This window comes from Aminobacter sp. SR38, assembly GCF_014843375.1.
Taxonomy (GTDB): domain Bacteria; phylum Pseudomonadota; class Alphaproteobacteria; order Rhizobiales; family Rhizobiaceae; genus Aminobacter; species Aminobacter ciceronei.
Genome location: NZ_CP062112.1, coordinates 272,003 through 297,856, shown reverse-complemented (window position 1 = coordinate 297,856; position 25,854 = coordinate 272,003). Strand labels below are relative to the sequence as shown.

Below are 25,854 nucleotides of genomic sequence, written 5' to 3'. Positions count from 1 at the left end.
CGCATATTTCCTAGAGTACGTGGAGGACAAGGTGCAGCAAGGCACTGCGGACGACTACATCATCGAGGCGTCCGGGCTGAGCCGGTATTTCTATGGCTTCGCCGCCGTAAAAGACGTCGACCTCAAGGTCCGGCGCAATACCATCCACGCCCTGATCGGCCCCAACGGCGCCGGCAAGACGACGACCTTCAACCTGATCACCAAGTTCCTGCAGCCCAGCGAAGGTACGATCCGATACAACGGCGAGGACATCACCGCGCTGAAGCCGGAAGAGGTGGCGCGCAAGGGCATTGTTCGATCGTTCCAGATTTCGGCGGTGTTTCCGCGCATGAGCGTGCGTGAAAACGTGCGCATGGCACTGCAGCGGCCGACGGGGACCTCCTATCGCTTCTGGCAAAGCGAACGCACGCTCGGCGTGCTCAACGATCGCATCGATGAACTGCTCGACGCTGTCGGCATGCTTTCCTATCGCAACCATGTTGCGGTCAATCTGCCTTACGGTCGCAAGCGCGCGCTGGAGATTGCCACGACGCTGGCGCTGGATCCCGAGATGCTGCTGCTCGACGAGCCGACCTCGGGCATGGGCCACGAGGACGTAGACCGCATCGCCGAACTGATCCGCAAGGTGGCAAGCGACCGCACTGTCCTGATGGTCGAGCACAATCTGTCGGTGGTTTCAGCCCTTTCCGACACCATCACCGTGCTGGCGCAGGGACGGGTGCTGGCCGAAGGCAACTACGAAACCGTGTCGCGCGATCCGCGCGTTGTCGAAGCCTATATCGGTGGCGCAGATGACTGAGACTTCCCAGGTGGTGCTCGACATCGCCGACCTGCATGCCTGGTACGGCGAGAGCAAGGCGCTCCACGGCATGAATTTCGACATCCGCGAGGGTGAACTCGTCACGCTGCTGGGCCGCAACGGCGCCGGCAAGACGACAGCGCTGCGCTGTATCATGGGCCTCGTGCGCAAGAAGACCGGTGTTATCACCTATCGCGGTGAGAACGTTGCGAAGCGGGCGCCCGAGATCATCGCCCGGCGCGGCATCGCCTACTGCCCGGAGGAGCGCGGCATCTTCTCGAGCCTGTCGGTGGCCGAGAATCTGGAGCTGCCGCCGGTCATCGCCAAGGGCGGCATGACCGTGGACGAGATCCTCGAGCTGTTCCCGAACCTCAAGGCGCGCTGGCAGAGCCCCGGCACCAAGCTGTCAGGCGGGGAGCAGCAGATGCTGGCCATCGGCCGCATCCTGCGCACGGGCGCCAAGCTTTTGATCTTCGACGAGCCGACCGAAGGCCTTGCGCCGGTCATCGTCAAGCAGATCGCCGTCGTGCTCGAGAAGCTGAAGGCGAGGGGCTTCACCATCCTTCTGGTCGAGCAGAACTTCCGCTTCGCTTCCAAGCTCGCCGACCGGCATTTCGTCGTCGACCACGGCAAGGTGGTCGAGCGCTTCAGCCGCGACGAACTCGCCGGCAATGAAGCCAAAATCCAAGCTTATCTCGGGGTGTGATGGCCATGATGGACCTGATTGGCGTTCCGCCAACCCTACTTTTCGGCCAGCTGCTCGTCGGCCTCATCAACGGTTCGTTCTACGCCATGATGAGCCTGGGCGTGGCGATCATCTTCGGCATGTTGCGCATCGGCAACTTCGTCCATGGCGCGCAATACATGCTGGGTGCGTTCGGCGCCTGGTATCTCATGCGCTTGCCTGAACTGTTCCCGGGTCTTGGTCTGCCGTCGATCGGCTACTGGTGGGCGCTGGTCATCGTTCCGCTGGTGGTGGCTGTCATCGGCGCGCTGATGGAGCGCATCTTCATCCGCCGCGTCTACGATCTCGACCATGCCTACGGCCTGCTTTTGACCGTCGGCCTCGCCATGGCGATCGAGGGTGCCTTCAACGTCTACTACGGTGCCGCCGGCCAGATGTATGGCGTGCCGGAATCTCTGAAAGGCGGCATCAATCTCGGATTCATGTTCCTGCCGATCTACCGCGCCTGGGTGATCGCTGCGGCAATCGTCGTCTGCTTCGGCACCTGGTACATGGTCGAGCGAACCAAGCTCGGCTCTTACCTCCGGGCCGCGACCGAAAATCCCGATCTCGTCCGTGCTTTCGGCATCAACGTGCCGCGCTTGTTGATGCTGACCTACGCGTTCGGTGTCGGTCTTGCCGGTTTCGCCGGCGTCATGGCAGCCCCGATCTACCAGGTCAGCCCGCAGATGGGGCAGGGCATGATCATCACCATCTTCGCCGTCGTGGTCATCGGCGGCATGGGCTCGATCTTCGGCGCCATCGTTTCCGGCCTGATGCTCGGCGTGATCGAGGGCCTGACCAAGGTCTTCTATCCGCAGGCCTCGGCAACCGTGATCTTCATCATCATGGCGCTGGTGCTGATCTTCCGCCCGGCTGGCCTGTTCGGCAAGGAGACGACGAGCCACTCGGTCGCCGACGTCTCGTCGGGCCGCTCCGGCAGCTTCCTCGAGAACGGTCGCCTGTGGCTCGCGATCTTCACGGTCGGCGGCGTGGCGTTGCCGTTCCTCGTCTATCCCGTCGTGGGCATGAAGATCCTGGTGCTGGCACTGTTCGCACTCGCCTACAATCTGATCTTCGGTTACGTCGGCCTCCTCGCCTTCGGCCATGCCGCCTTCTACGGGGCATCGGCTTATGTGACTGCGCATGCCGCTGCCGCCTGGGGCCTGCCGACCGAGCTCTGCATCCTTCTGGGCGTCATGGTGGCGACGGCGATCGGCGCGTTGTTCGGCTGGCTGGCGATCCGCCGGCAGGGGCTCTACTTCGCCATGATCACGCTGGCGCTGGCGCAGATCATCTATTTCTACGCAGTGCAGGCGCCATGGACCCATGGCGAGGACGGCATCCAGTCGGTGCCGCGCGGCATGCTGTTCGGCGTCATCGATCTCTCCAACACGCTGAACATGTACTACGTGACCCTCGCCGTGTTCCTGGCCGGCTTCGCCTTCATCTACCGCATCATCCACTCGCCGTTCGGCCAGACGTTGAAGTCGATCCGCGAGAACGAGCCGCGCGCCATTTCGCTCGGCTATTCGACCGACCGGTTCAAGCTGATCGCATTCACGCTTTCGGCGATGCTGTCGGGCGTAGCAGGCGGCCTCAAGGCGATCATCTTCCAGCTGGCGTCGCTGGCCGACGTCTTCTTCATGACCTCGGCCGACGTGCTGCTGATGACGCTGATCGGCGGCGTCGGCACGCTGCTTGGACCGGTGGTCGGTGCGGCAGTGCTGGTGACGCTGCAACGCGAGCTGGCCACCCTCGGTGCCTGGGTCGTGGTGGTGCAGGGCATCATATTCGTTCTCTGCGTGCTGTTCCTGCGCAAGGGCATCATCGGCACGCTGGAGGAATTCCTGGCGAACCGCGCCGAGCGCAAGGCCCAGCAGACGGCCGACCACACCGAGGCCACCACCAAAATCACGGCAGCACCATGAGCGCGCCGTCGACTCTGGTCATCGGCATGGGGCCTGGGCTTGGCCAGGCTTTGGTGAAGAAGTTCGCGCGTGAAGGACATCGTGTTGCCTTTGTCGGCCGCCGCGCAGAAGCGATTGCACGCTACGAGCAGGAGCTGCGGGCCGAGGGCCTCGACGTTGCCGGATTTGTCGGCGACGCCGGCAAGCCCGAAGAGATGGACCATGTCCATGCGGCGATCCGCGAGCGGCATGGCGATGCCGAGGCGCTGATCTACAATGCCGCCATCATCGAGCCGGCGCGGTTCGTCACGCCGTCGCGGCTGGGCGAGGTGAAATACGGCACCGCCGACGGCTGGAAGTCGCATGGTGAGGCGGCCAGCGTCGACTACGTCGTCGACGCCTTCAGGACCAACGTGGCTGGTGCGCTGCATGCGGCCCAGGCCGTTGCGCCAGGAATGATCGACCGCGGCCGCGGTACGATCCTGCTCACCGGTGGTGTGCTTGCCTTTGGCCCGTGGATCGAATGGGGCGTGACCTCGCTCGGCAAGGCTGCGCTGCGCAGCCTTGGACACTCGCTGGAGAAGGAACTCACCCCTGCGGGTATTCATGTGTCGACTGTCGCCATCCATGGCACGATGCAGACCGGAACGCCTTACGATCACGATCTGGTCGCCGCTGCCTACTGGAGGCTGCATGTCCAGACGCGCGCAGAATGGCAGCCGGACTTCCACTTCAAGCAGGACGCCGAAGACGGCGGGGATCCCGACGTATGAGCGCGCCCGCGATCAGGTTCGACGGCAAGCGGGTGCTGGTGACTGGCGGCGCCAGCGGCATTGGCGAAACGGTGGCAAGGCTGCTCTCGGATCTCGGCGCACGCGTGGTCATTGCCGACCTGAACCGCGAACAACTCGATCCGGCGCTACAGCGCACCGCAGCAGCCGATGTCACCCAAGGCGACGTCGCAAGTGAGGACGATGCCGAGCGCATGGTCAGGGAAGCGATCACGGCTCTCGGCGGCCTCGATCTCGTTTTCAACTCTGCCGGCATCGGCGACGACCTCGTGCCGGTGCACGACCAGTCGGTAGAACGCTGGCAGCGCGTCATCGACGTCAACCTCAAAGGCACCTACCTGATGTGCCGCGCCGCATCGCGACCGATGCTCCGGCAGAGATGCGGCGCCATCGTGAATGTGTCGTCCATCGTCGGGCTCGGCGGCTTCCCGCGTCGCTCGGCCTATGCCGCTGCCAAGGCAGGGATCAATCACCTGACGCACACGCTGGCCTGCGAATGGGGTCCCTCGGGCATTCGCGTCAATGCGATCGCGCCGGCTTACACGCGCACGCCGATGGTTCAGGCTTTGCTCGAGCGCAAGGCATTCGACCCGACGATCCTGGAACGGCGTACGCCGCTCGGCCGACTGGCGCTGCCGGAAGAAATGGCGCGAGCCGCCGTGTTCCTGCTGTCGGACTGGGCGTCCTACATCACAGGCACGGTTCTGCCGGTCGATGGCGGCTGGAGCGCATTCGGTGGCGCGGGTGATGTGGTGTCCGCTTAGGGACAATGGCCAGGTGTAAGCTGCAATGCAAAAGGCCGCGCATTTGACGCGGCCTTTTGCGTTCTGGTGGCCCGCGTTCACTTGTTCCTGAAATCGTCCAGTCGGTTTTCGCGCAGCGCCAGCACCAGCTCGCGTTTGCGGATCTTGGCGGCCTCGACCGGCATGGTGTCGATGAAGTGGACGGCGCGCGGGGCCTTGTAGGCGGCAAGGCTCTCGCGGCAGTGGCGGATCAGCTCATCCGCGGTCGCGTCCTGTCCCTCTGCCTTCACGATGACCGCGACCGGGATTTCGCCCTTGCTCTCGTCGGGCGCGCCGACCACCGCGCACATGGCGACCGCCGGATGCTTGTAGAGCAGGGCCTCGATTTCCAGCGGATAGACATTGTGGCCGCCGGCGATGATGACGTCCTTCTTGCGGTCGACGATGAACAGGTAGCCGTCCTCGTCGACGTAACCGAGGTCGCCCGACTTCCAGCCGCCATTGCCGAAGGCCTCGGCAGACGCCTTTTCGTCCATCCAGTAGCCTTGGGCGACGCAATCGCCCGAGATGATGACCTCGCCGATCTGACCCTGTGGGACGGCGTTGCCTTCGTCGTCGACGATCGAGATACGCGAGCTGCCGACGGGCAGGCCGGCGGAGCCTGGCTTCCGGATGCCTGCCGTCGGCTCCATGACGTTCTGGCCGCTGGTCTCGGTCGAGCCGTAAACTTGCGTGACGCGGGCGCCCGACAACTCCTCGAAGCGTCGGATGACCGGCTGGGGCACCGGCGAGCCGCCCGTGGTGCAGATGCGCAGCGACGACAGATCGTGCTTGGCCGGATCGACCTCGTTGACCATGTAGACATACATGGTCGGCGTGCCGCCGAAATAGGTAGCCTTGTATTCGCCGATTTCGGAAAGCACGCGCTGGGTATCCCAGCGCTCGTGCAGGACGATGGTGCCACCGGTGTACAGGCAGAGGTTGAGCGTCACGGTCAGGCCGAAATTGGTGAACAGCGGCACGGCGCAGAGATAGACTTCCTCGGCAAAGCGCGTGCGGTGCGATACCATCATGTCGCGCAGTGTCGAGCACTGGTTGAACTGCGATTGCGCGGCGCCCTTGGGCGCGCCGGTCGTGCCGGAGGTGAAGAACAGGGCGCAGATGTCGTCCATGTGGCAAGCGACGTCTTCGAATGTCGCGGGTGCCGTGGCCATCAGCGAGGTGAGGTCGTCGGTGCTGCCGTCGCCCGAAACGACCAGGCAATGGGCGAGATCGGCGAACTCGGCCCTGATCTCGGAAAAATAGGGCCAGGTCGAGCTGTCAGCGACGAGCGCCTTCATGCCGGTCTGGGCAACGATCTTGCGCAGCTCGGCGTGGCGGAACATGGCGCTGAGCGGGGCCGGGATCGCGCCGAGGCGCTGACAGGCCCAGAAGCCGATCGCCATCATCGGCGTGCTCGGCAGATAGAGCCCGACGCGGTCACCCTTGGCCACGCCGCGCGCCTTGAGCACATTTGCCAGCTGTGCCGTCAGTTCGGCGAAGCGCGCATAGGTGATCGTCTCCTTGTCGGTGACGATGAAGTTGCGCTCGCCGATCAGCCGTGCGTTCCGCGCCAGCACCTGGCTCAGGATTTCCATGCTCGTATTTCCTGCAGTCGAAATTGGGATTTTGTGGCGACTAGAGAACTTGCCCGCATGAGCAGGCATCGTCTGCACAGACTAAGCCAGTCCGGGCGCGCCGGTCATGAAATCAGGATGCCGCCATCGATGGGCAACTGGTGACCGGTCATTTTCCGCGACTCGTCCGAAGCTAGATAAAGTGCTGCGTTGGCGACATCGACCGGTTCGGCGATGCCGAGCAGATAGGCGTCGAACTGTGCCTTGAGATGCGGCTCGCGCTCGAAGAAGCCGAGGACTCGGTCGGTGGCGACCGCGCCCGGCACCAGCACGTTGACGCGAATATTGTCCTTGGCGAATTCCACTGCCATCGAGCGGGTGAGCGAGATGACGCCACCCTTGGCCGCCGAGTAGGCGTCGCGGTTGGGGATGCCCATGGCCCCGACGATCGACGAGCAATTGATGATCGAGCCGCCGCCAGACTGCTGCATCAGGGGAATCGCGTTGCGGCAGCAGACCCAGGTGCCGAACAGGTCGAGCTTGATGCAGCGCCAGAACTCCTCGAACGGCGCAACCGTCACCGGGCCGTCTGCTGAACTCGAGCCGCCGGCGTTGTTGTAGAGCACGTCGAGCCGACCCCAGGCGTTCATCACCAGCTTGAACGCCGCCTCGACGCTGTCAGGCTCGGTGACGTCTGTCTCGACATAGTGTGCTGTGCCTCCCGATGTATTGATGGAGGAGGCGATGGCCTCGCCCTTGTCGCGGCTGCGGCCGGCCACCGCCACCTTGGCGCCTTCACGTGCAAAGAGCCGCGCCGCAGCCTCGCCAATGCCGCCGGTCGCGCCTGAAATGAATGCCACTTTGCCTGCCAGACGGGCCATGATGATCTCCTCGAAACGTTATCCGCGAACCTGCGCGCCCGGGCGCCTTCAACATCGTCCGAAGGGACTAAGATTGCCGGACATTTCAGCGGCTTGGCGGCCAAAATGCGTGCAGCCTTGTGACTAGTCCCATCAGACGATGTTAGCGGTCTGCCCCTGTCCCATTCCTTGCTTCGATTGAAGAAATTGGCAGTGCCGAAATGGCAGCAACAAGCGGCGTAGGAAAATGAAGGCAGTGATCTGCAAGGAGTTCGCCCCAAGGGCGCAGCTCAGGATCGAAGAGGTCCCCGAACCTGTGGTGAAACCGGGCCAGGTGCTCATCCGCATCGAGGCATGCGGCATCAATTTCTTCGACGGACTGATGGTCGAGGGCAAGTATCAAACCAAGCCCGAGCGACCCTTCACGCCGGGCAGCGAAGCCGCCGGCACGATCATCGCGGTCGGCGATGGTGTCGAGCGTCTGAAGGTCGGCGCGCGCGTGTTGGCCTTTGCCGGCATCGGTGGTTATGGCGAGCAGGTCGCGGTCGATGCCTGGAAGGTGTTTCCGATCCCCGCCGAGATGAGCTTCGTCGAAGCCGCCGGCTTCCTGATCACCTATGCGACATCGCACCATGCACTCAAGGATCGTGCGCAGATCAGGCCGGGCGAAACGATGTTGGTTCTCGGCGCTGCCGGCGGCGTCGGGCTGACAGCGGTCGAGCTAGGCAAGCAGATGGGTGCGCGCGTCATTGCTGCCGCCTCCAGCGACGAGAAGTTGGCGCTATGCCGCGAATACGGGGCCGACGAGACGATCAACTATTCGACCGAGGACCTGCGCCAGCGGCTCAAGGAACTGACGGACGGGCAGGGCGTCGACGTGGTCTATGATCCCGTCGGTGGCAACATGACGGAAACGGCGGTGCGCGGTCTGGCACTTTTCGGCCGGCTGCTGGTGATCGGCTTTGCCGCCGGCGACATCCCCAAGATCGCGCTCAACCTTTTGCTGCTCAAGCAGTCGGCTTTGATCGGTGTGTTCTGGGGCGCCTATGCACGCTCGGCGCCGGAGAAGAATGCCGAGAATATCGCCGAACTGATGGACTGGTTCGCCAAGGGCAAGCTCAGGCCGCATATCTCGGCCGAATATCCGCTCGATCGCTTCGCCGAAGCGCTCGACGTCGTCATGGAGCGCACCGTCAAAGGCAAGGTCGTGCTGGTGACGGGCAATTCAGGACATAGCAAGGAAGGAGTGCCGGCATGACCGAGCTGCTCGCAAGGACCGTCTCGGTCGCAAAGCAAGGCAACATTCTGGTCGCGACCGTCGACAACCCTCCCGTCAACGCGCTGTCGCATTCGGTCCGGTCCGGGCTGATCGCGGCAGTGAAGGCACTGGAAAGCGATGCCGAGGCGCACGCCATGGTCATCGTCTGCGATGGTCGCACCTTTATCGCCGGCGCCGATATTCACGAGTTCAAGAAACCGATGGTGGCGCCGTTGCTGGGCGAGGTGATCGATACGCTCGACGCGGCAACCAAGCCCATAGTCGCCGCCATTCATGGCACGGCGCTCGGCGGCGGCCTTGAAGTGGCGCTTGCCTGCAGCTATCGCATAGCGCTCGAAGGCTCGAAGGTCGGCCTGCCGGAAGTCAAGCTCGGCATCCTGCCGGGTTCTGGCGGCACGGTTCGACTGCCGCGCCTTGCCGGTGTCGAGCAGGCGCTGGCGATGATCAGCGAGGGCGGCCAGATTTCGGCGCGCGATGCCCAGGAAAAGGGCATCGTCGACGAAGTCGTTTCGGGTGACCTCAAGGAGGCAGCAATCGCCTTCACAGGGAAGGTGATTGCCGACGGCGCCAGGCTGCGCCGTACCAGCGACCTGCCGGTGCCGGCATTCGACGCTGCCGTCCTGGAGATGAGCCGCGCCGCATTGGCCAAGAAATACAAAGGCTTCAAGGCACCTCTTGTTGCGGTTGACCTGATCAAGATGGTCACCGAAACGCCGGTCGCCGAGGCCATCGCCCTCGAATACAAGACCTGCAAGGAGTTGCTGGTCTCGCCGCAGTCCAAGGCGCTGCGCCACATCTTCGCCGCCGAGCGCGAGGCGCTCAAGATCGACGGTGTCGACGCCGGGGTGAAGCCGCGCGACGTCAAGAAGGTCGCCATCGTCGGCCCCGGTACCATGGGGCGCGGGATTGCTTCCTGCTTCCTCAACATCGGCATCCCGGTGACGTTGATCGGCCTCACGGATGAAGGCCTGGCTTCCGCGGTCAGGGCCATCGGCAAGATCTATGAAGGCAGCGTCAAGCGCGGCAGCCTGTCGTCCGAAGAGATGGAGCGCCGCATGGCGCTGCTAACGCCGACGACGTCCTATGACGGCATTGCCGACGTCGACCTGGTGATCGAGGCGGTGACCGAAGACATGGCGGTCAAGAAGGACGTCTTCGCCAAGCTCGATGCCGTGCTGCGCAACGACGCCATCGTCGCCACCAACACCTCGTTCCTCGACATCGAGGAACTAGCCGGATCGTCGAGGAACCCGGCGCGTGTCGCCGGCATGCATTTCTTCAACCCGGCCAATGTCATGAAGCTGCTTGAGAATGTGCGTGCAGCCAGTACCGCCGCCGATGTCCTGGCGACCACCACAGCATTGGGCAAGCGCCTCGGCAAGGTGCCTGTGATGGTCGGGCGCTCCGAAGGTTTCGTTGCCAATCGCATGCTTTCCAAGCGTACGCGCGAGGCCCAATTCCTGCTCGAGGACGGTGCGACGCCGCTACAGGTCGACCGCGTGCTAACCGCCTTCGGCTTCCCGATCGGCCCGTTCGCGCTGGCCGATCTCGCCGGCATGGACATCATGGCCGCAGCGCGGGCGGCACGCGTCGCCCGCATGTCGCTGCGCGAGCAGCAGTGCAATATCGTCGACAGGCTGGTGGCCGCTGGCCGCCTCGGCCAGAAGTCCGGCGCGGGCTACTACGTCTATGACGAGAACCGCAAGGCTTCGCACGATCCCGCTGTCGATGAACTGCTGGAAGCGCACCGCAGGGAGCGGGGCTTCACCGCACGCACCATCAACGACGAGGAAATCCTCGAACGCTGCCTGTTTGCCATGGTCAACGAGGCGGCCAAGATCCTCGACGAGGGTGCGGCGGCGCGACCGAGCGACATCGACGTCATCTGGACCAACGGCTTCGGGTTCCCGACCTATCTGGGCGGCCCGATGTTCTATGCCGATCAGGTCGGCCTGCCGAAGGTCAAGGCGGCGCTCGACAAATATGCGGGCCTTGTGGGCGACCAATATTTCAAGCCGGCCGCGCTGATCGAGCGGCTGGTTGCCGAGGGCAAGGGCTTCTACGGCTGAGGCCGTATCCCTGCCGAAACAGAATGAAGAACAGACGGACTAGGATGCTATGAACAAGGAAATGGACCTGAAAGCGGTCGTCGCCCAGCTGCGCGACGGCATGACGATCGGCTTCGGCGGCTGGGGGCCGCGGCGCAAGCCGATGGCGCTGGTGCGCGAGATCCTGCGCTCGGACCTCAAGGACCTGACGCTGGTGGCTTATGGTGGGCCGGAAATCGGCATGCTTTGTGCTGCGGGCAAGGTCAAGAAGCTGATCTACGGCTTCGTGTCGCTCGACGCGATGCCGATCGAACCCTACTTCCGCAAGGCGCGCGAAGCTGGAGCGGTCGAGGTGTCGGAGCTGGACGAGGGCCTGCTGCTGCTCGGCCTGCAGGCAGCCGGCCACAACCTGCCGTTTGCGGCGACCCGCGTCGGCCTCGGCTCCGACGTCATGAAGTACAACCCGCACTTCAAGACGGTGAAGTCGCCTTATGACGACGGCGAAGTGCTGTTGGCGATGCCGGCGATCAAGCTCGACGTGGCGCTGATCCATGCGAGCCGCGCCGACCGGCTGGGCAACACCCAGACCGACGGCCCGGATCCGTTCTTCGATGGCCTGTTCGCTCGTGCCGCCGACAAGGTGTTCGTTACCACAGAGGTGCTGGTCGATCGCATCGGGGATGAATACTCCGACAAGGCCAAGAGCCAGCTGTTCGAACGCTGCCTGGTGACCGGCGTGGTTTCGGCACCGCTCGGCGCACATCCGACGGCCGCGCATGACGCCTATGGCTGGGATATGGGCCATCTCAAGGACTATGCGGCATCGGCTGGCGAAGAGGGCGGCTGGCAGCGCTATTTCGACCAATATGTGAAGGGCGACGAGGCCAGCTACGCCGCGACCGTTGGTGGCGAAGCCAAGATCCGCGCCCTGCCGCTCCCCATTTTCTGATCGGACACGACATGACGACTGCAAAAGAATTTACGCTTGCCGAACTGATCGTAGCTGTCGGTGCACAGGCCTGGGCCTCCGATGGTGAGGTTCTCGCCACCGGCATCGGCCCGCTGCCGCGTCTTGCGGCAGGTCTTGCCAAGCTCACCTGCGCGCCCGGCATCATGATGACCGACGGCGAGGCCTATCTCGTCGAGGACCCGATCCCGCTCGGGCCGCGCGGCGACTACAAGCCGAAGTTTTCCGGCTGGATGCCTTACGGCAGGGTCTTCGACAGCGTCTGGAGCGGGCGCCGCCACGCCATGGTGACGCCGGTACAGGTCGACCGCTACGGCCAGGGCAACATCTCCGCACTGGGTGGAGAGTTCCAGAAGCCGAAGGTCGCCATGCTCGGCGTCCGCGGCTTCCCGGGCAATTCGATCTGCCACAAGAACTCGATGTTCCTGCCCAGTCACTCGAAGCGCACCTTCGTCGAAGGTGAGGTCGATGTGGTGGCAAGCGTCGGCTACAACGCCAGGAACTGGCCGGAAGGCGCCAAGCCCGCCGACGTCAAGCTCGGCGTGGTCATCACCGACCTCTGCGTGTTCGACTTCAACGGCCCCGATCATGCAGCACAGGTGCTGTCGCTGCATCCGGGTGTGGCCTTCGAGCAGGTACAGGACGCCACCGGCTTCCCGCTGCTGCGCGCCGAAGGCATGACCACCACGGCTGCCCCGACCGAGGAACAGCTGGCCATCATCGCCAAGCTCGACCCGCACAATGTCCGCGCCACCGTGCTGAAGGGCAATCCTCCCGGCGTCCGCGCCGCCTGACGACATCGCCGCCGGCAGTCATCTGCCGGCGGTTCTTCCTTGGAATGGCATTGGCGGACGCAAGATGGACTTCGAATACAGCGACAAGACGAAAAACCTGCTCGAACGGCTCAATGCCTTCATGGACGAGCATGTCTATCCCAATGAACGCCGCTATCATGAAGAGGTCGAAGCCGACCGTTGGGGCCATCCACCGGTGCTGGAGGAACTGAAGGCCAACGCCAAGGCGGCCAAGCTGTGGAACCTGTTCCTGCCGGATTCTTCGCATGGTGCGGGCCTGACCAACACCGAATACGCACCGCTCTGCGAAGTCATGGGCCGGGTGCATTTCTCGTCGCAGATCTTCAACTGTTCAGCGCCCGACACCGGCAACATCGAGACCATCGAGCGCTACGGCACCGAGGCGCAGAAGGCGCGCTGGCTGCCCGGCATGCTCGACGGGTCGATCCGCTCGGCCTTCGCCATGACCGAGCCTGACGTCGCTTCCAGTGACGCGACCAACATCCAGAGTTCGATCGTCCGCGACGGCGACGACTACGTCATCAATGGTCGCAAGTGGTGGATATCAGGTGTGGGCGACCGCCATTGCGAGCTGCTGATCTTCATGGGCAAGACGGATCCGGGTGCTGCCAAGCACCAGCAGCAGTCGATGATCCTGGTGCCGATGGACACGCCAGGCATCAAGGTGCTGCGGCCGATGACGGTGTTCGGCTACGACGACGCCCCGCACGGACACATGGATATGTTGTTCGAGAATGTGCGTGTGCCTGCATCCAACATGCTGCTCGGCGAAGGCCGCGGCTTTGAGATTGCGCAGGGGCGCCTCGGACCGGGACGTATTCATCACTGCATGCGTCTGATCGGTCTTGCCGAACGCTGCCTGGAGCTGATGTGCCGGCGGGTGAAGAGCCGCGTCGCCTTCGGCCGGCCGATCGGCGAACAGTCGGTGACGCTCGAGCGCATCGCCGAATCCCGCATCCTCATCGACCAGGCGCGGCTTCTGACGCTGAAGGCCGCCTATATGATGGACACCGTCGGCAACAAGGCGGCACGCGCCGAGATCGGCATGATCAAGGTGGCCGCCCCGAACATGGCCTGCAAGGTCATCGACTGGGCGATCCAGGCGCATGGCGCGGCCGGCGTGTCGCAGGATTTCGTGCTGGCCAACTATTATGCGCATGCCCGCAAGCTGCGCTTCGCCGATGGTCCCGACGAGGTGCACCGCAACCAGATCGGGCGCATCGAACTCGCCAAATACGTGGACTGAGTGGGAGGCGCGCCATGGATGCCAGCCGTTTCGTCGGCACCGAGCCACTCGCCGCCGACAGCAAGATCGACGTCGCGCGGCTGCATGCCTACCTCAAGGCCAACATCGATGGCTGCGAAGGCGAACTGACGGTCGAGCGCTTCCGCGGCGGCCAGTCCAACCCGACGATGCTGTTGTCCTTCGACGGCAAGCGCAAGCTGGTTCTTCGAAAGAAACCCGACGGCAAGCTGTTGCCCTCGGCACATGCCGTCGACCGCGAATTCCGCGTCATCAGCGCTCTGCGCGACAGCGACGTGCCGGTTGCCGGTGCGCGGCTGCTCTGTGATGACGAGAGCATCGTCGGCGCCATGTTCTACATCATGGATTTCGTCGAGGGACGTTCGTTCTGGGCGCCTGCCTTGCCTGAGCAATCGCCTGCAGAACGCAAGGCGATCTACGTGGAGATGAACCGCGTCGCGGCCGCTCTCCACACCACTGATTACGAGGCTGTCGGGCTGGCGGATTTCGGCAAGCCAGGGGACTATGTGGCGCGCCAGGTGGCACGCTGGTCCAAGCAATATCGCGCCTCCGAGACCGAGACCATCGAAGCGATGGACCGGCTGATCGAATGGCTACCCGGCAACATTCCGCCGGAAACACGGACGTCGCTGATCCATGGCGACTTCCGCATCGACAACATGATCTTCCACCCGACAGAGGCGCGGGTGCTGGCTGTCGTCGATTGGGAACTGTCGACGCTGGGCGAGCCGATGGCCGACTTTGCCTATCACATGCTGACCTGGCGCCTGCCAAACCAGCCCTATCGCGGCCTGGCCGACCTCGACATTGCCGGCCTTGGCATTCCGGACGAGCGCAGCTACCGCGATGGCTATCTCAAGGCGACGGGGCAGGCAGGCGTGTCGGATCGCGATTGGTACGCCTATCTCGCCTACAGCCTGTTTCGCGTCGCCGGCATCCGCCAGGGCATCATGAAGCGCGTGGTCGACGGCAATGCGGCCAGCGCGCACGCTCGCGAGGCCGGCGCCTTGGCGCGGCCGGTGGCCGAATTCGGCTGGCATTATGCCGAACTGGCGATGAAATCATAAGGGAGGATGGACATGAGCGGACTGTATCCGGCCGAAGGAGCGGCCATCGTCATCGGTGGCAGCGGCGGCGTCGGCGCCGAGATTTGCCGGGTGCTGGCGCGCGACGGTTGCGACGTGGCGTTGACCTATCACAGCAACCAGGCCAAGGCGGAAGCTGCAGCCGAAGCGGTCCGCGGCGAGGGGCGCAAGGCCTCCAGCCACAAGCTCAACATCGAGGACGTCGAGGCGACCCGCGTCTTCATCGACGGTGTCGCCGAAGCCAGTGGTGGCATCCATACGGTGGTCTATGCCGCCGGGCCGCTGGTGCCGCTGATCCATCTCAGCAAGATCGAACCCGAGCAGATGCGCAAGCACCTGATGCAGGACGCCTTCGGATTCTTCAACGTGGTCCACTACGCCATCCCGCATCTGCGCAAGACGCGCGGTTCGATCGTCGCGTGCCAGAGTTCGGCGCAATATCGTTTTGCCGCCGCCGACGGCCTTTCGGTGGTGCCGAAATCGGCGGTGCATGCGCTGATGAAGGGCGTCGCAAAGGAAGAGGGGCGCTACGGAATCCGCTCCAATGGCGTAGCGCTCGGCATCATCGAGACCGGCCAGCACACGGAACTCAGCAAGCTCGGCTATATCGACGACAAGTACATGCAGGCGGCGGCCATGAACACACCGCTGCGCCGCAACGGCAAGGCCATGGACATCGCGGAAGCGGTGTCGTTCCTGGCCTCCAGCCGCGCCGGTTTCATCTCCGGTGAGGTCATCAATGTCGACGGCGGCTATCACGTCTGATCGCATCTGTGGCGCGGGTTCGGTTGCCCGCGCCGTTGCCTCTTCCGCATCGGCCGTTCGCAATCGATGCGTGTCATGGACCCGCCGTTAGTCTTTTCAGACGATGTTCGGCCGCCCCGTCGCTCCTAGCAAGTAGTTGGAAAACTTCGGTTCCGGGCGCTTCGCAGCAGAAAATATTCTCTGCGTTGCCTGCCTGGTTCCCTGCCGACAACAACTGTTCTGGAGCAATCCTTTGCGCGAAGCCGTCATCGTTTCCGTCGCCCGCACCCCCATCGGCAAGGCCTTCCGTGGCGCCTTCAACGACACTGAAGCACCGGCGCTGTCGGGCCACGCGGTGCGCGAGGCCGTCATTCGTGCCGGCATCGCCCCCGACGCCGTCGAGGACGTCATTATGGGCTGCTCGGCCCAGCAGGGCACGCAGGGCTACAATATCGGCCGCCTGACCGCAGCGGCCGCGGGACTGCCTGACAGCGTGCCCGGCATGTCGATCGACCGCATGTGCTCGTCGGGCCTGATGGCAGTGTCGATCGCGGCCAAGCAGATCATCGTCGACGGCATGGAAACCATCGTTGCCGGCGGCGTCGAATCGATCAGCCTGACGCAGAACAAGCATAAGAACAGTTATCGCTCGCGCTCGCAGGCCGTGACCTCGCAGTGGCCGCATATGTACATGACAATGATCGAGACCGCCGAGATCGTCGCCAGGAAATACGGCATCAGCCGCGAGGCCCAGGACGAGTTCTCTCTCGCCAGCCAGTTGCGCACGGCTGCCGCCCATCAGGCCGGCCGCTTCGACGACGAGATCGTGCCGATGGCCTCGCGCAAGATGGTGGTCAACAAGGACACCAACGAGACAAGCTTCCAGGACGTGACGCTGGCTCAGGACGAGGGTTTCCGCGCCGACACCAATCTCGAGGGTTTGGCCAAGCTGAAGCCGGTCTTCGCGGACGGCGAGGTGATCAAGCTGGGCGAGTACGTGACAGCCGGCAATTCGTCGCAGCTGTCGGACGGTGCTGCCGCTCTGGTGGTCATGGAGGCAAAGCGCGCCGAACAACTCGGCCTCAAGCCGCTGGGCGCCTATCGCGGCATGGCGGTCGCCGGATGCGCGCCAGAGGAAATGGGCATCGGGCCGATCTTCGCGGTGCCGAAGCTGTTGCAGAAGCACGGCCTCAAGGTCGACGACATCGGCCTTTGGGAACTCAACGAAGCCTTCGCCAGCCAGGCGGTCTACTGCCGCGATACGCTCGGCATCGACCCGGAAAAACTCAACGTCAACGGCGGCGCCATCGCCGTCGGCCACCCGTTCGGCATGACCGGCGCGCGCACGGCCGGCCATGTGCTGATCGAGGGCCGGCGCCGCGGTGTGAAATACGGCGTCGTTACCATGTGCGTCGGCGGCGGCATGGGGGCTGCCGGCCTGTTTGAAATCTTCAACTGATCGCACAGAGTAGGGATATAGGAGCGCCCTTCGTCCCAATGGACGCACGGCGCTCCTTTGGGAGGGGACGATGACCGATCTCGGAATTGCACAGGGGCTCAAACCCATGCTGGGGCCTGCAACCCAGCTCGGCTTTGTCGTCCGCGACATCGAAAAGGCGATGCGCCACTGGATCGATGTTTTCGGCGTCGGTCCATTCATCTTCATGGAGCGCGGCGTCAGCCAGCCCGTCAGCACCACCTGGCATCGCGGCCAGCCGGTCGAGGTCGAGCTCAAGCTCGCCTTCGGCTACATGGGTGATGTGCAGATCGAGCTGATCGAGCAGACCAACAACGCCTCGTCACCCTACACGGACTTCCTGGCGGCCGGACGTGAGGGCCTGCAGCATCTGGGTTTCTGGGTGCATGACCATGCCGAGGCGACGGCTCGCGTCGAGGCTGCCGGCTATGAGCGCGACTACGAAATCCGCGTCGCCGGCCAGGACCAGTCGATCCTCTATTACCGCTCGCCTGACCTCTACGGACCGATGCTGGAGATCGTGCCGCCGATGTGGCGCCGATCTCGCCAGGCGGTGCTGGACCATATCCGCGCCTACGCCGGCACGCATCCGATCATCCGCTTCGACACCTACAGCGCCTTCATCCAGCATGCCGGCGTGACGTTCGACTGATTTCGCTGAAATTGCTGTCAGCCGCGGCCGTCGGAACAACCGGCGGCCCTTTGCTATTTGACCAGCTTTTCCAGCTCGTCGATCTGCTGGCGCAGTCCCGAGATGGTCTGGCGCACGGCTTCGGCATCGCGCGGCTGGTCGTGATGGGCACGCAGGCCGGCCAGAGCCATGTCGGCAATGATCTCGCCGATCTCCTGCGGTGTCTTGGCGCCTGATGGCGAGTACCAGCGCGATGTCCAGTTGGCCATGCCGATCACCGCGAAGGCGGTGACCTTGGGATCGACAGTGCGAAACTCGCCTGTCGTGATACCGTCGGAGATGCAGCGGACGTAGAAATCATAGATGTGGCGACGGCCCTGGTTGTAGAGCGGACCGAGCGCCTCGGGGATCTGGGTTTCGAGCCGCGACAGCAGGATGAAGCGCGAGCCGGAAGACAGGCGGCGGACGATGCCGTCGACGATGGCGCGGCGCAGTCGCTCGGTTGGCGACAGGCCGGGCTCGGCCATCAGCTCCTGCAGTCTGTGTGACGGCGTCAGCGCTTCCGACTCGACGAGTGCTGCCAGCATTTCTTCCTTGTTGCGAAAATAGTGGTAGACGGCCGAGCGGCCGAGGCCGAGCGCCTGGGCGATGTCGTTGATGCTGGTCTGGACGTAGCCCTTGCTGTCGAACAGCTCCGCGGCGATGTCGATCAGCTGTTCGCGCACCAGCTCCTTGCGCGGATTGGTCGACGCGCGGGCCGAGCCGTCGCGATCGAGATATTCTGCGCCTGCGCTGCCATCCATCTGTGCCATACGCGCCATCCTGCTCAAATCAGCAACTCCACGCTTTGGATGTTCGACGCTGCGTTCGACAACCGGGGGTCGAATCGCCCAAAGCCCAGGCTACTGGCCGGATCGAATATAATACGCTTCGCGTTTCTGTAAGCCTGCCGCGATGCAGGATTTTCGTCGTCAGGCGTCAGTGTCATGATCTGGCTTCACCGGCCTCGCCGGAGATCGGCCGATAGAGCGGAGCACCGAACAGCGGGCGGCGCGATTGAGGCAGGCGTCCATCGGCATCGATGACGTCATAGCGGCTAGCCAGTTCGGTCGAATAGAAGGTGCCGCCGCTGAGCGTCACGGCGTCGCCGGCGGCATGGATCGCCGCCAGCACACGGCCGATGAAGAACGGCGTCTCGATATGCGGCAGGTTGCCGGCAGTGTCACCGACGACGCCACCTGCGGCGATGCCGGCAAGCGTGCGCTCGGTGCCGATCAGGCCTGGCCACAGTGAAATCGCGGCGACGTCGAAGGGGCGCAATTCGTGCGCCATGTCGTGGGCCAGCTTGTCCTGGCCGGCCTTGCCGACGCCGTAGGGCAGGCTGTGACGGTAGATCTTGCCGCCGGGGCCGGAGGTGTTGGCGATCAGGCCGGAGCGCTGGCGGACCATGATCGGGGCGGCGAAGTGGCTTGCCGCATAGCTCGATCGCAGCCCGACATCGATCATGTCGCGCCAGAGCGACAGTGGGCGCTCCCAGAAATTGCCGTCCGGTACGGCCCAATCAGGCATGGCGAAGGCATTGTTGACGAGCAGGTCGAGACGTCCTTGTTCTGCGTCGACGCGTTTGAACAGGGCCTCGGTCTGGCTGTCGTCAAGGTGATCGCAAATGGCAACGATGCCCTTGCCGCCGGCCTGGTCGATCGCCTCGGCAGTGTCGCGGACGGTTCCGCCCCATGGGCCGATGGCCTTACGATCGCTGCGGCCGGTGCAATAGACGATGAAGCCCGCTTCGCCGAGCGCAATCGCGATGCCGCGGCCGAGACCGCGGCTGGCGCCGGTGACGACGGCGACCGGCCTGTGTTCCATGCCGCTCAATTGGGTTTCCTCTGGTAGCCGAGACCAAGCGGCTGCTGGTTGCCCGCCAGAGCCCCGGCGAAAGCCTCGGCAACCGCCCCGTAGCTCCAGTCGCCTTCCAGGACCGGATCGGCGATCAGTGGATGGGTGACGAAGGACAACTGTTTGCCGGCGATGCGGACGACCTGACCGTTGATCTTCTCGGCGGCGTCGGAAAGCAGAAAGCTGACGACCGGCGCGTTGACGTCGGCGTCGGGCAGGGCGGCGTAGTGCACCTCGCGGCTCGCTGCCTGCTCGGCCATCAGCGCCCTGTTCTGGGCGGCCATTGCGGTTTCCGCCAGAGGCGACAGCGCGTTGACACGCACGCCGGTGCCACGCAGTTCCATGGCCCAGCTGTAGGTAAGGGATGCCACCCCGCCCTTGGTGGCGCCATATCCGCCAAGGGCGACGTCACCGGCCTGGGAGCCAGAGGCGACATTGATGATCGAGCCGCCCGTGCCTGCGGCGAGCATACGCCGGGCTGCATGGCTGGCACAGGCGGCGGTGCCGATGAGATTGATCTCGACCATGCGGCGCATGTCCGTCTCGGTGAGGTCGAGAATCTTGCCGATGCGGAGAATGCCGGCATTGTTGACGACGCCTGTGATGGCGCCGAAAGCATCGATGCAGGCGTCGACCAGCTCTTGGGCATAACTCCAGGACGAGATGTCGCCGGTATGTGCAACGGCCTTGCCGCCCGATGCCACGATCGATTCGACCGTCGACCGCGCGGCGTCGACGCTGATGTCGTTGACGACAATCGCTGCGCCAAGGCTTGCGGCATGGCGCGCATAGGCGGCGCCCAGCCCGGATCCGGCACCGGTGATGACCACCGACTTGCCCTGAAGTGTATTCATTTCGTGTCCTCCCAGCCGGCCACCCTGAACGGACAAGCTCAGGCGGACATCCCACGTTCGGACGATGCCAGCGCAGGCGCCTGCTTGGGCCTGAGGACTGCCGTAAGCCGGTCAGCTCAGCTTTTCACGCTGCTCGACAAAAGGTCGCGCGCTTCGGGCTGGCCGTTGAGCAGACGGTTGATGCGATTCTGGACACGCCAACCTTCTGACGTGCGGACGAGTTCCCAGCGATTGGCACTGGCGCGTTCGACGCGCCAGTGGTCGCCCTGGTTGAGGTACACACGAGAGTAGCCGGTGGCCACGGCCGTGTCTCCGTTGACGGTGACGTGGGGCATGCTCAGCACGTGGGCGCAACCATCGGCGACGTAGTGGATATGCGGTTCGATGTTGACAAGCGAACCGACATTGTCGGCACCGACGAGCGGATCTCCACCGAAATCATATGCACCAGCTTCGGCCCAGAGCGAAGCGGTGGCACTGGCGGTGCGGCTGTCGACCGACGGGCCATAGGTGGCGATCAGCTGATAGATGGCCAACTGGTCTTCCAGTCCTTTGATGCGCGCTTCCAATGCCGCAAATCGCGCTTCGATATCAGACATTTCCCGTCCTCCGCTGCCGTTTGTCGGCTCATAGCTGACCCACTCGACGCGTCCGCCATCGTTCGTTTGGAGGATGAAGGCATTTTCGTCTGACGCGACGGTGGCCGGACATCAGGGGAGGATGGGATGGATCTTGCAGAGCGGATCGCCGCCGAACACGAATGCGCCAAGCTGGTGCAGCGTTATTGCGTGCTTGTCGACGACTACAGGCACGAGGAGCTGGTCGCGCTGTGGACGCCTGACGGCTTGTGGGAGACCTGGAAAGGGCCACTCAGAGGCCATGCCGAAATGAGCGCCTATCTTGACGCCAAGGCGCAGACCGACACCACGATCCACATGGCGCACAACATCGTCATCGATGTGATCGATGAAGACAATGCGAGCGGCGTTGCGACCTTCACCTATCACGGCACCAGCCGCAACGATCCGAAGGCGACACTGCCGCGCGTGGTCGGGCGCTATTTCGACCGCTTCGTCCGCACCACTGATGGCTGGAAGTTCGCCCACCGGCGCACCGACATGACTTTTCGCGCCGGCTGAAGAAAGCCGCCACTCCATTTGAAATGAAGAGACTGACATGACAGACACCTCACTCGCCGGCATGGCCAACTCCCTTCTCGGCAAGGTCACTCTGATCAGCGGCGCCGGCGCCGGAATTGGACGCGCCATCGCGCTGGCCTTCGGCCGCTGCGGAGCCATCGTGGTCGTCGCCGAGAAGGACCAGGGTCGCGCCGACAAGGTGCGGGCCGAACTCGATGCCGCCGGCGTCTGCAACATCGTCCTCTGCGCCGACGTCACTGACGCGGCTGCCGTTGACAAGGTGATCGCACGGGTCAGGGACGGCTTCGGCCGGCTCGACGTGCTGGTCAACAATGTCGGTGACTTCCTCGGCGTCCATAAGCCGTTCGCTGAGACGACGCGCGAGGAGTGGAACGCGCTCTACGGTGTCAACCTCGAGCACATCTTCCTGATGACGCATGCCGCACTGCCACTGCTGCGCCGGGGTGAGAGCGCCAGCATCATCAACATCTCGACCATCGAGGCCTTCCGCGGCATTCCCAACTTTGCCGTCTACAGCGCATTCAAGACCGCGATCACCGGCTTCACCAAGAGCCTGGCGCTCGAACTCGCGCCTGAGAATATCAGGGTCAACGCGATCGCGCCGGAGACGACCGAGACAGAGCAGATCCAGATCCTGAAATGGATCCCGGAAGAGCACCAGCACATGATCAAGCGCTGGATGCCGCTGGGACGCTATGGACAGCCTGACGATACGGCGGGCGCCGCACTGTTCCTGGCATCGCCGCTGTCGAGCTGGATCACCGGTACGACCATCAACCTCGACGGCGGCGCGCTTGCCGCCGGCGGATGGCGTCAGACGGCCGACGGCACGTGGACGAACAGGCCAGTCATCACCGCGCACGCCCACAAGGGCTGACATCAGGCGCCGGCGTCAGGCCCGGCGCGCCTTCTTGGCGTTCAACCCACGGTCTGGGCGCCATCGACGACCAGCACGGCGCCGGTGACGAAACAGGACTCCTCGGAGGCCAGATAAGCGAAAGCGCTGGCGATGTCCTCGGGCTCGCCGCTTTCCTTGCCGGCAAGCTTGGGCGGCTTGACCATGATGTTGGGGTCCTGGTTCTCGATCGGCTGCAGCCCGGTGCCGATCTCGGTACGGACGCGGCCGGGGCAGATGGCGTTGAAGCGTACGCCCTTGGGGGCGTACTCCGTCGCCAGCGATTTGGTCATGGCGATGATGCCGGCCTTGGACGCGGCATAGGCTGCGGCGTAGGCGATGCCCTGCACGCCGGCGGTGGACGCCGTTGAGACGACATTGCCGCGCGAGGCGACGAGTGCCGGCAACGCCTGATGCACGATGTGGAAAACGCTCTCGAGGTTGATGCCGAACACCAGCGACCAGTCTTCGCCGGTCTGGTTGGCGAAATGATCGCGCCGGTAGATGCCGGCATTGTTGATGAGACAATCGAGGCGGCCGTGCAGCGCCAGCGCGTCATCGACCATATGGCGCGCCGAGGCGGTGTCGGCTGCGTCATAGGCGATGGCGTCGGCGCGGACACCGTATTGCGCGGCCGCGGTGGCGCAGACCTGTCTTGCGCCTTCGACATTGCGGTCGGCGAGGATCAGTGTTGCCCCCTCGGAGCCCAGGCGGAGGGCGGTCGCGCGGCCGATGCCGGATGCGGCGCCGGTGATCAGCACCACCTTGTTGTCGAAACGCTTGAGCGCCATAGTCTCCTCCAGTGCAATGCGCGACCGCTTCGCGCCGGCCGTCTCAGGCGAGTAGACTAGGGCGGGCCAAGCACCAGCATCCCACATTTGGACGATGTTGCTGGCGCTGGCCGGTGGCATCCGGCATGAAGCGCTTTGCCACTTCAGGCGCAGCGGCGCCGCTCCAATCCGTGCCCGACAGGACCGCATGCTCGAATTCACACCAGACCAGCAGATGATCCGCGAGGAAGCCCAGCGCTTCCTGCGTGAACAGTCTTCCTCCGAGGCGATCCGGCTGATCGTCGACACCGGCGCGAGCCATGACGCCGGGCTGTGGGCCAGCATTTCGCGTGAGCTCGGCTGGTGCGCGATGGCTGTCCCGGAAGAATTCGGCGGACTGGGGCTCGGCGCCACCGAGGTGGCAATCCTGATGGAACTCACAGGTGCACGCCTTGCCTGCGTGCCATTCTGGTCGACGGTGTGCCTGGCGGCACCACTCCTGCAGTCGGCCGGAAGCGAGCCCGCCAAGGCGAAGTATCTTGGCGCCATAGCCGCGGGCGAAATGGCCGTGACCGTCGCCTATGCCGATCTTTCAGTGGCCGATCCGGCGGCGACGGTTGCGGTCAAAGCTCTCAGGACCGACGGTGGCTACAGGCTGGACGGCAAGGTCGCGCAGGTCATCGACCTCGAGGCGGCCGATATCGTGCTTGTACCGGCAGCGCTGGAAGACGGAGCGACGGCGCTGTTTGCGCTGGCGCGCGACGCAGGACAGTCAGTTGCGCCACTCGAGGTACTTGATCGGACGCGTCCGGTTGCTGCACTCGAACTGGCCATGGAGGTTTCCGCCGAGAGCCGTATCGATGAAGGGTGCGTCAGCGCCGGCCAGTTCCGCGAGGCACTCGCTTTTGCCAATCTCGGACTTGCCGCCGAACAACTGGGCGCGGCGCAAGGCGCGCATGAGGTGACGCTTGCCTACATCGCCGAGCGTGTTCAGTTCGGCCGCACCATTGCCTCGTTCCAGGCGATCAAGCACCGCTGCGCCAAGCTGGTGGTCGAAATTGCCGAGGCGCGGTCGCTGATCTTCGGAGCCGCTCAAGGTCTGGGCATTTCCGACGCAGCAGAAAGCGCGCTGGAGATCGCTGGGGCGCGCGTGCTCGCCTCCGACCTGCAGTTCCGAGCCGCCGAGGAGGCGATCCAGCTGCATGGCGGCGTCGGCTTCACCTGGGAATACGACCCTCATCTCTATTTCAAGCGGGCGCAAGCGAATGCCGCGCTGCTTGGCGCGCGTGAGGCGCAACTCGACCGCATTGCCGCATCTGTCTTCGGTGACGGAGGTGTGAAATGAGCGACCTGAACGCCTTCTGCACAGAGGTGCGCGACTGGATGGCAAGCCATCTCAGCGGCAAGTTTGCCGAACTGAAATATCGCGGCGGTTCGGGCGAGGGCGACGTCCTGCCGGAACTGCGCAAGGAATGGGAGCGCGAACTCGCCGCCGGCCGCTGGACCTGCCCGGGCTGGCCTCAAGAACATGGCGGGCGTGGCCTGTCGGTCGCCGAACAGGTCGCGTTCCAGGAAGAATACAGCCGCGCCGGCGGTCCCGGTCGGATAGGCCATATCGGCGAGGGCTTGATGGGGCCGACGCTGATCGCTTTTGGCACGGAGGAGCAGAAGAAGCGCTTTTTGCCAGGCATCCGGAGCGGCACAGAGTTCTGGGCCCAGGGTTATTCCGAGCCGAGCGCCGGTTCGGATTTTGGCAATATCAAGACCCGGGCCAGGCTCGACCCTGTAACAGGCGATTGGGTCGTGTCGGGCCAGAAAGTGTGGACCTCGCTGGCGCATCTGTCCGATTGGATCTTTGTCGTGGCGCGCTGCGAGGAAGGCTCGGTCGGCCGAAATGGCCTGATTTTTCTGCTCATGCCGCTCGCCCAGCCGGGCGTCGAAATCCATCCGATCAAGCAGATCGGTGGCGGCGCCGAGTTCAATTCGGTGTTCTTCGATGGCGCGCGTGCCAAGGCTGATGATGTTCTGGGACAGCCCGGCGACGGCTGGAAGATCGCGATGGCGCTGCTCGGTTTCGAGCGTGGCATTTCGACGCTCGGCCAGCAGATGAGCTTCCAGCAGGAACTCGACCTGATCGTCGAGATATCAAAGGAGAACGGCTCCGACCGCTCGCCTGCCATCCGCCAACGCGTCGCCTATGCCTGGACCGGCCTGCGCGCCATGCGTTACCTAGCCATGCGCGTACTGAGTGACGACCAGTCGCCGGAAACGCGGCGCGAGGCGCTGACCTACAAGTACCAGTGGTCGAACTGGCACCGCGACCTTGGCCGGCTCGCCATGGACGTGCTGAAGATGGATGCCAATGTCGTTTCAGACGATCCGCGCCGCGAACGCCTGCAGCAGATGTTCCTTTTTGCGCGCGCCGACACGATCTACGGCGGCACCAACGAAATCCAGCTCAACATCATCGCCGAGCAAGGGCTCGGCATGCCCAGGGAGCCGCGCGGCAAGCTGTAACAGGCAAGG

The 25,854-nt window shown here is 64.1% G+C and carries 25 protein-coding genes and 1 pseudogene; 19 read left to right on the top strand and 7 right to left on the bottom strand.

The window, feature by feature from the left end; genetic code table 11:
• Positions 1-31 precede the first annotated feature (31 nt).
• The 6 genes and pseudogenes from IG197_RS01460 to IG197_RS01440 all read left to right on the top strand — a co-directional run bounded on the left by IG197_RS01460 (position 32) and on the right by IG197_RS01440 (position 4,988).
• Positions 32-799, top strand: a complete 768-nt coding sequence (locus tag IG197_RS01460; RefSeq protein ID WP_067966563.1) for an ABC transporter ATP-binding protein — start codon at positions 32-34, stop codon at positions 797-799.
• Positions 792-1,505, top strand: coding sequence for an ABC transporter ATP-binding protein (locus tag IG197_RS01455; protein ID WP_067962138.1), 714 nt, complete (start codon positions 792-794; stop codon positions 1,503-1,505). Before IG197_RS01460 ends, IG197_RS01455 begins: the two co-directional genes overlap by 8 nt.
• Before the next feature lie 5 nt (positions 1,506-1,510).
• Positions 1,511-2,419, top strand: a pseudogene (locus IG197_RS36765) (branched-chain amino acid ABC transporter permease); the annotation flags it as partial.
• Positions 2,420-2,551: 132 nt separating this feature from the next.
• A complete protein-coding gene (locus IG197_RS36760) occupies positions 2,552-3,454 on the top strand; it encodes a branched-chain amino acid ABC transporter permease (RefSeq protein WP_371746569.1) in 903 nt (300 codons plus the stop codon).
• On the top strand, positions 3,451-4,206 hold the full coding sequence (locus tag IG197_RS01445) for an SDR family oxidoreductase (RefSeq protein WP_246765286.1): 756 nt from the start codon (positions 3,451-3,453) through the stop codon (positions 4,204-4,206). Before IG197_RS36760 ends, IG197_RS01445 begins: the two co-directional genes overlap by 4 nt.
• The gene (locus tag IG197_RS01440; protein WP_192316497.1) at positions 4,203-4,988 is read left to right on the top strand and encodes an SDR family NAD(P)-dependent oxidoreductase; all 786 of its coding nucleotides are present in this window, start codon (positions 4,203-4,205) and stop codon (positions 4,986-4,988) included. The genes IG197_RS01445 and IG197_RS01440 overlap by 4 nt, the downstream gene beginning before the upstream one ends.
• A 77-nt stretch (positions 4,989-5,065) precedes the next feature.
• Here the strand turns inward: IG197_RS01440 and IG197_RS01435 are convergent, their stop codons facing one another.
• Positions 5,066-6,604, bottom strand: a complete 1,539-nt coding sequence (locus IG197_RS01435; protein WP_192316495.1) for a class I adenylate-forming enzyme family protein — start codon at positions 6,602-6,604, stop codon at positions 5,066-5,068.
• A 104-nt stretch (positions 6,605-6,708) separates the two neighbouring features.
• Positions 6,709-7,464 (bottom strand): SDR family NAD(P)-dependent oxidoreductase, encoded by a 756-nt coding sequence (locus IG197_RS01430; protein WP_192316477.1) that lies wholly within the window; start codon positions 7,462-7,464, stop codon positions 6,709-6,711.
• Between the two features lie 226 nt (positions 7,465-7,690).
• Here IG197_RS01430 and IG197_RS01425 point away from each other — a divergent pair, with 226 nt between their 5' ends.
• From IG197_RS01425 to IG197_RS01385, 9 genes are all read left to right on the top strand, one after another.
• Complete coding sequence (locus IG197_RS01425) at positions 7,691-8,701, top strand: NADPH:quinone oxidoreductase family protein (RefSeq protein WP_192316475.1); 1,011 nt, start codon at positions 7,691-7,693, stop codon at positions 8,699-8,701.
• Positions 8,698-10,791 carry a 3-hydroxyacyl-CoA dehydrogenase NAD-binding domain-containing protein gene (locus IG197_RS01420; RefSeq protein WP_192316473.1) on the top strand — a complete coding sequence of 698 codons (2,094 nt, stop codon included), beginning with the start codon at positions 8,698-8,700 and terminating at the stop codon, positions 10,789-10,791. Before IG197_RS01425 ends, IG197_RS01420 begins: the two co-directional genes overlap by 4 nt.
• A 49-nt stretch (positions 10,792-10,840) precedes the next feature.
• Positions 10,841-11,719 (top strand): CoA transferase subunit A, encoded by an 879-nt coding sequence (locus IG197_RS01415; RefSeq protein ID WP_192316472.1) that lies wholly within the window; start codon positions 10,841-10,843, stop codon positions 11,717-11,719.
• An 11-nt stretch (positions 11,720-11,730) separates the two neighbouring features.
• Entirely contained in the window at positions 11,731-12,531 is an 801-nt protein-coding gene (locus IG197_RS01410) for a CoA-transferase subunit beta (RefSeq protein ID WP_192316470.1), read from the top strand.
• Between the two features lie 64 nt (positions 12,532-12,595).
• Positions 12,596-13,798, top strand: coding sequence for an acyl-CoA dehydrogenase family protein (locus IG197_RS01405; RefSeq protein ID WP_192316468.1), 1,203 nt, complete (start codon positions 12,596-12,598; stop codon positions 13,796-13,798).
• Between the two features lie 14 nt (positions 13,799-13,812).
• Positions 13,813-14,883 carry a phosphotransferase family protein gene (locus IG197_RS01400; RefSeq protein WP_192316466.1) on the top strand — a complete coding sequence of 357 codons (1,071 nt, stop codon included), beginning with the start codon at positions 13,813-13,815 and terminating at the stop codon, positions 14,881-14,883.
• Between the two features lie 12 nt (positions 14,884-14,895).
• A complete protein-coding gene (locus IG197_RS01395) occupies positions 14,896-15,666 on the top strand; it encodes an SDR family NAD(P)-dependent oxidoreductase (RefSeq protein WP_246765285.1) in 771 nt (256 codons plus the stop codon).
• Between the two features lie 232 nt (positions 15,667-15,898).
• The gene (locus tag IG197_RS01390; RefSeq protein WP_067962115.1) at positions 15,899-17,104 is read left to right on the top strand and encodes an acetyl-CoA C-acyltransferase; all 1,206 of its coding nucleotides are present in this window, start codon (positions 15,899-15,901) and stop codon (positions 17,102-17,104) included.
• Between the two features lie 70 nt (positions 17,105-17,174).
• Positions 17,175-17,774, top strand: coding sequence for a VOC family protein (locus IG197_RS01385; RefSeq protein ID WP_192316462.1), 600 nt, complete (start codon positions 17,175-17,177; stop codon positions 17,772-17,774).
• 53 nt (positions 17,775-17,827) lie between these two features.
• On the opposite strand, the gene IG197_RS01380 is transcribed toward IG197_RS01385, so the two are convergent.
• From IG197_RS01380 to IG197_RS01365, 4 genes are all read right to left on the bottom strand, one after another.
• Complete coding sequence (locus IG197_RS01380; protein WP_246765284.1) at positions 17,828-18,565, bottom strand: TetR/AcrR family transcriptional regulator; 738 nt, start codon at positions 18,563-18,565, stop codon at positions 17,828-17,830.
• 172 nt (positions 18,566-18,737) lie between these two features.
• Positions 18,738-19,619 (bottom strand): SDR family NAD(P)-dependent oxidoreductase, encoded by an 882-nt coding sequence (locus IG197_RS01375; RefSeq protein ID WP_192319527.1) that lies wholly within the window; start codon positions 19,617-19,619, stop codon positions 18,738-18,740.
• Between the two features lie 5 nt (positions 19,620-19,624).
• A complete protein-coding gene (locus IG197_RS01370) occupies positions 19,625-20,503 on the bottom strand; it encodes an SDR family NAD(P)-dependent oxidoreductase (RefSeq protein WP_192316459.1) in 879 nt (292 codons plus the stop codon).
• 116 nt (positions 20,504-20,619) lie between these two features.
• Complete coding sequence (locus IG197_RS01365; RefSeq protein ID WP_083948589.1) at positions 20,620-21,102, bottom strand: nuclear transport factor 2 family protein; 483 nt, start codon at positions 21,100-21,102, stop codon at positions 20,620-20,622.
• 126 nt (positions 21,103-21,228) lie between these two features.
• Between IG197_RS01365 and IG197_RS01360 the strand changes: the two genes are divergently transcribed.
• Together IG197_RS01360 and IG197_RS01355 are read left to right on the top strand one after the other, a co-directional pair.
• Positions 21,229-21,642: a nuclear transport factor 2 family protein gene (locus IG197_RS01360; protein WP_192316457.1), complete on the top strand. Its 414-nt coding sequence runs from the start codon at positions 21,229-21,231 to the stop codon at positions 21,640-21,642.
• Positions 21,643-21,679: 37 nt separating this feature from the next.
• Positions 21,680-22,540 carry an SDR family NAD(P)-dependent oxidoreductase gene (locus IG197_RS01355; RefSeq protein WP_246670849.1) on the top strand — a complete coding sequence of 287 codons (861 nt, stop codon included), beginning with the start codon at positions 21,680-21,682 and terminating at the stop codon, positions 22,538-22,540.
• Positions 22,541-22,581: 41 nt separating this feature from the next.
• Here IG197_RS01355 and IG197_RS01350 read toward each other — a convergent pair whose 3' ends face one another.
• Entirely contained in the window at positions 22,582-23,349 is a 768-nt protein-coding gene (locus IG197_RS01350) for an SDR family NAD(P)-dependent oxidoreductase (protein WP_192316456.1), read from the bottom strand.
• Between the two features lie 187 nt (positions 23,350-23,536).
• On the opposite strand from IG197_RS01350, the gene IG197_RS01345 reads away from it, so the two are divergent.
• Positions 23,537-24,673: an acyl-CoA dehydrogenase family protein gene (locus IG197_RS01345; RefSeq protein WP_083948771.1), complete on the top strand. Its 1,137-nt coding sequence runs from the start codon at positions 23,537-23,539 to the stop codon at positions 24,671-24,673.
• Positions 24,670-25,845, top strand: a complete 1,176-nt coding sequence (locus IG197_RS01340; protein WP_192316454.1) for an acyl-CoA dehydrogenase family protein — start codon at positions 24,670-24,672, stop codon at positions 25,843-25,845. The genes IG197_RS01345 and IG197_RS01340 overlap by 4 nt, the downstream gene beginning before the upstream one ends.
• Positions 25,846-25,854: the final 9 nt, after the last annotated feature.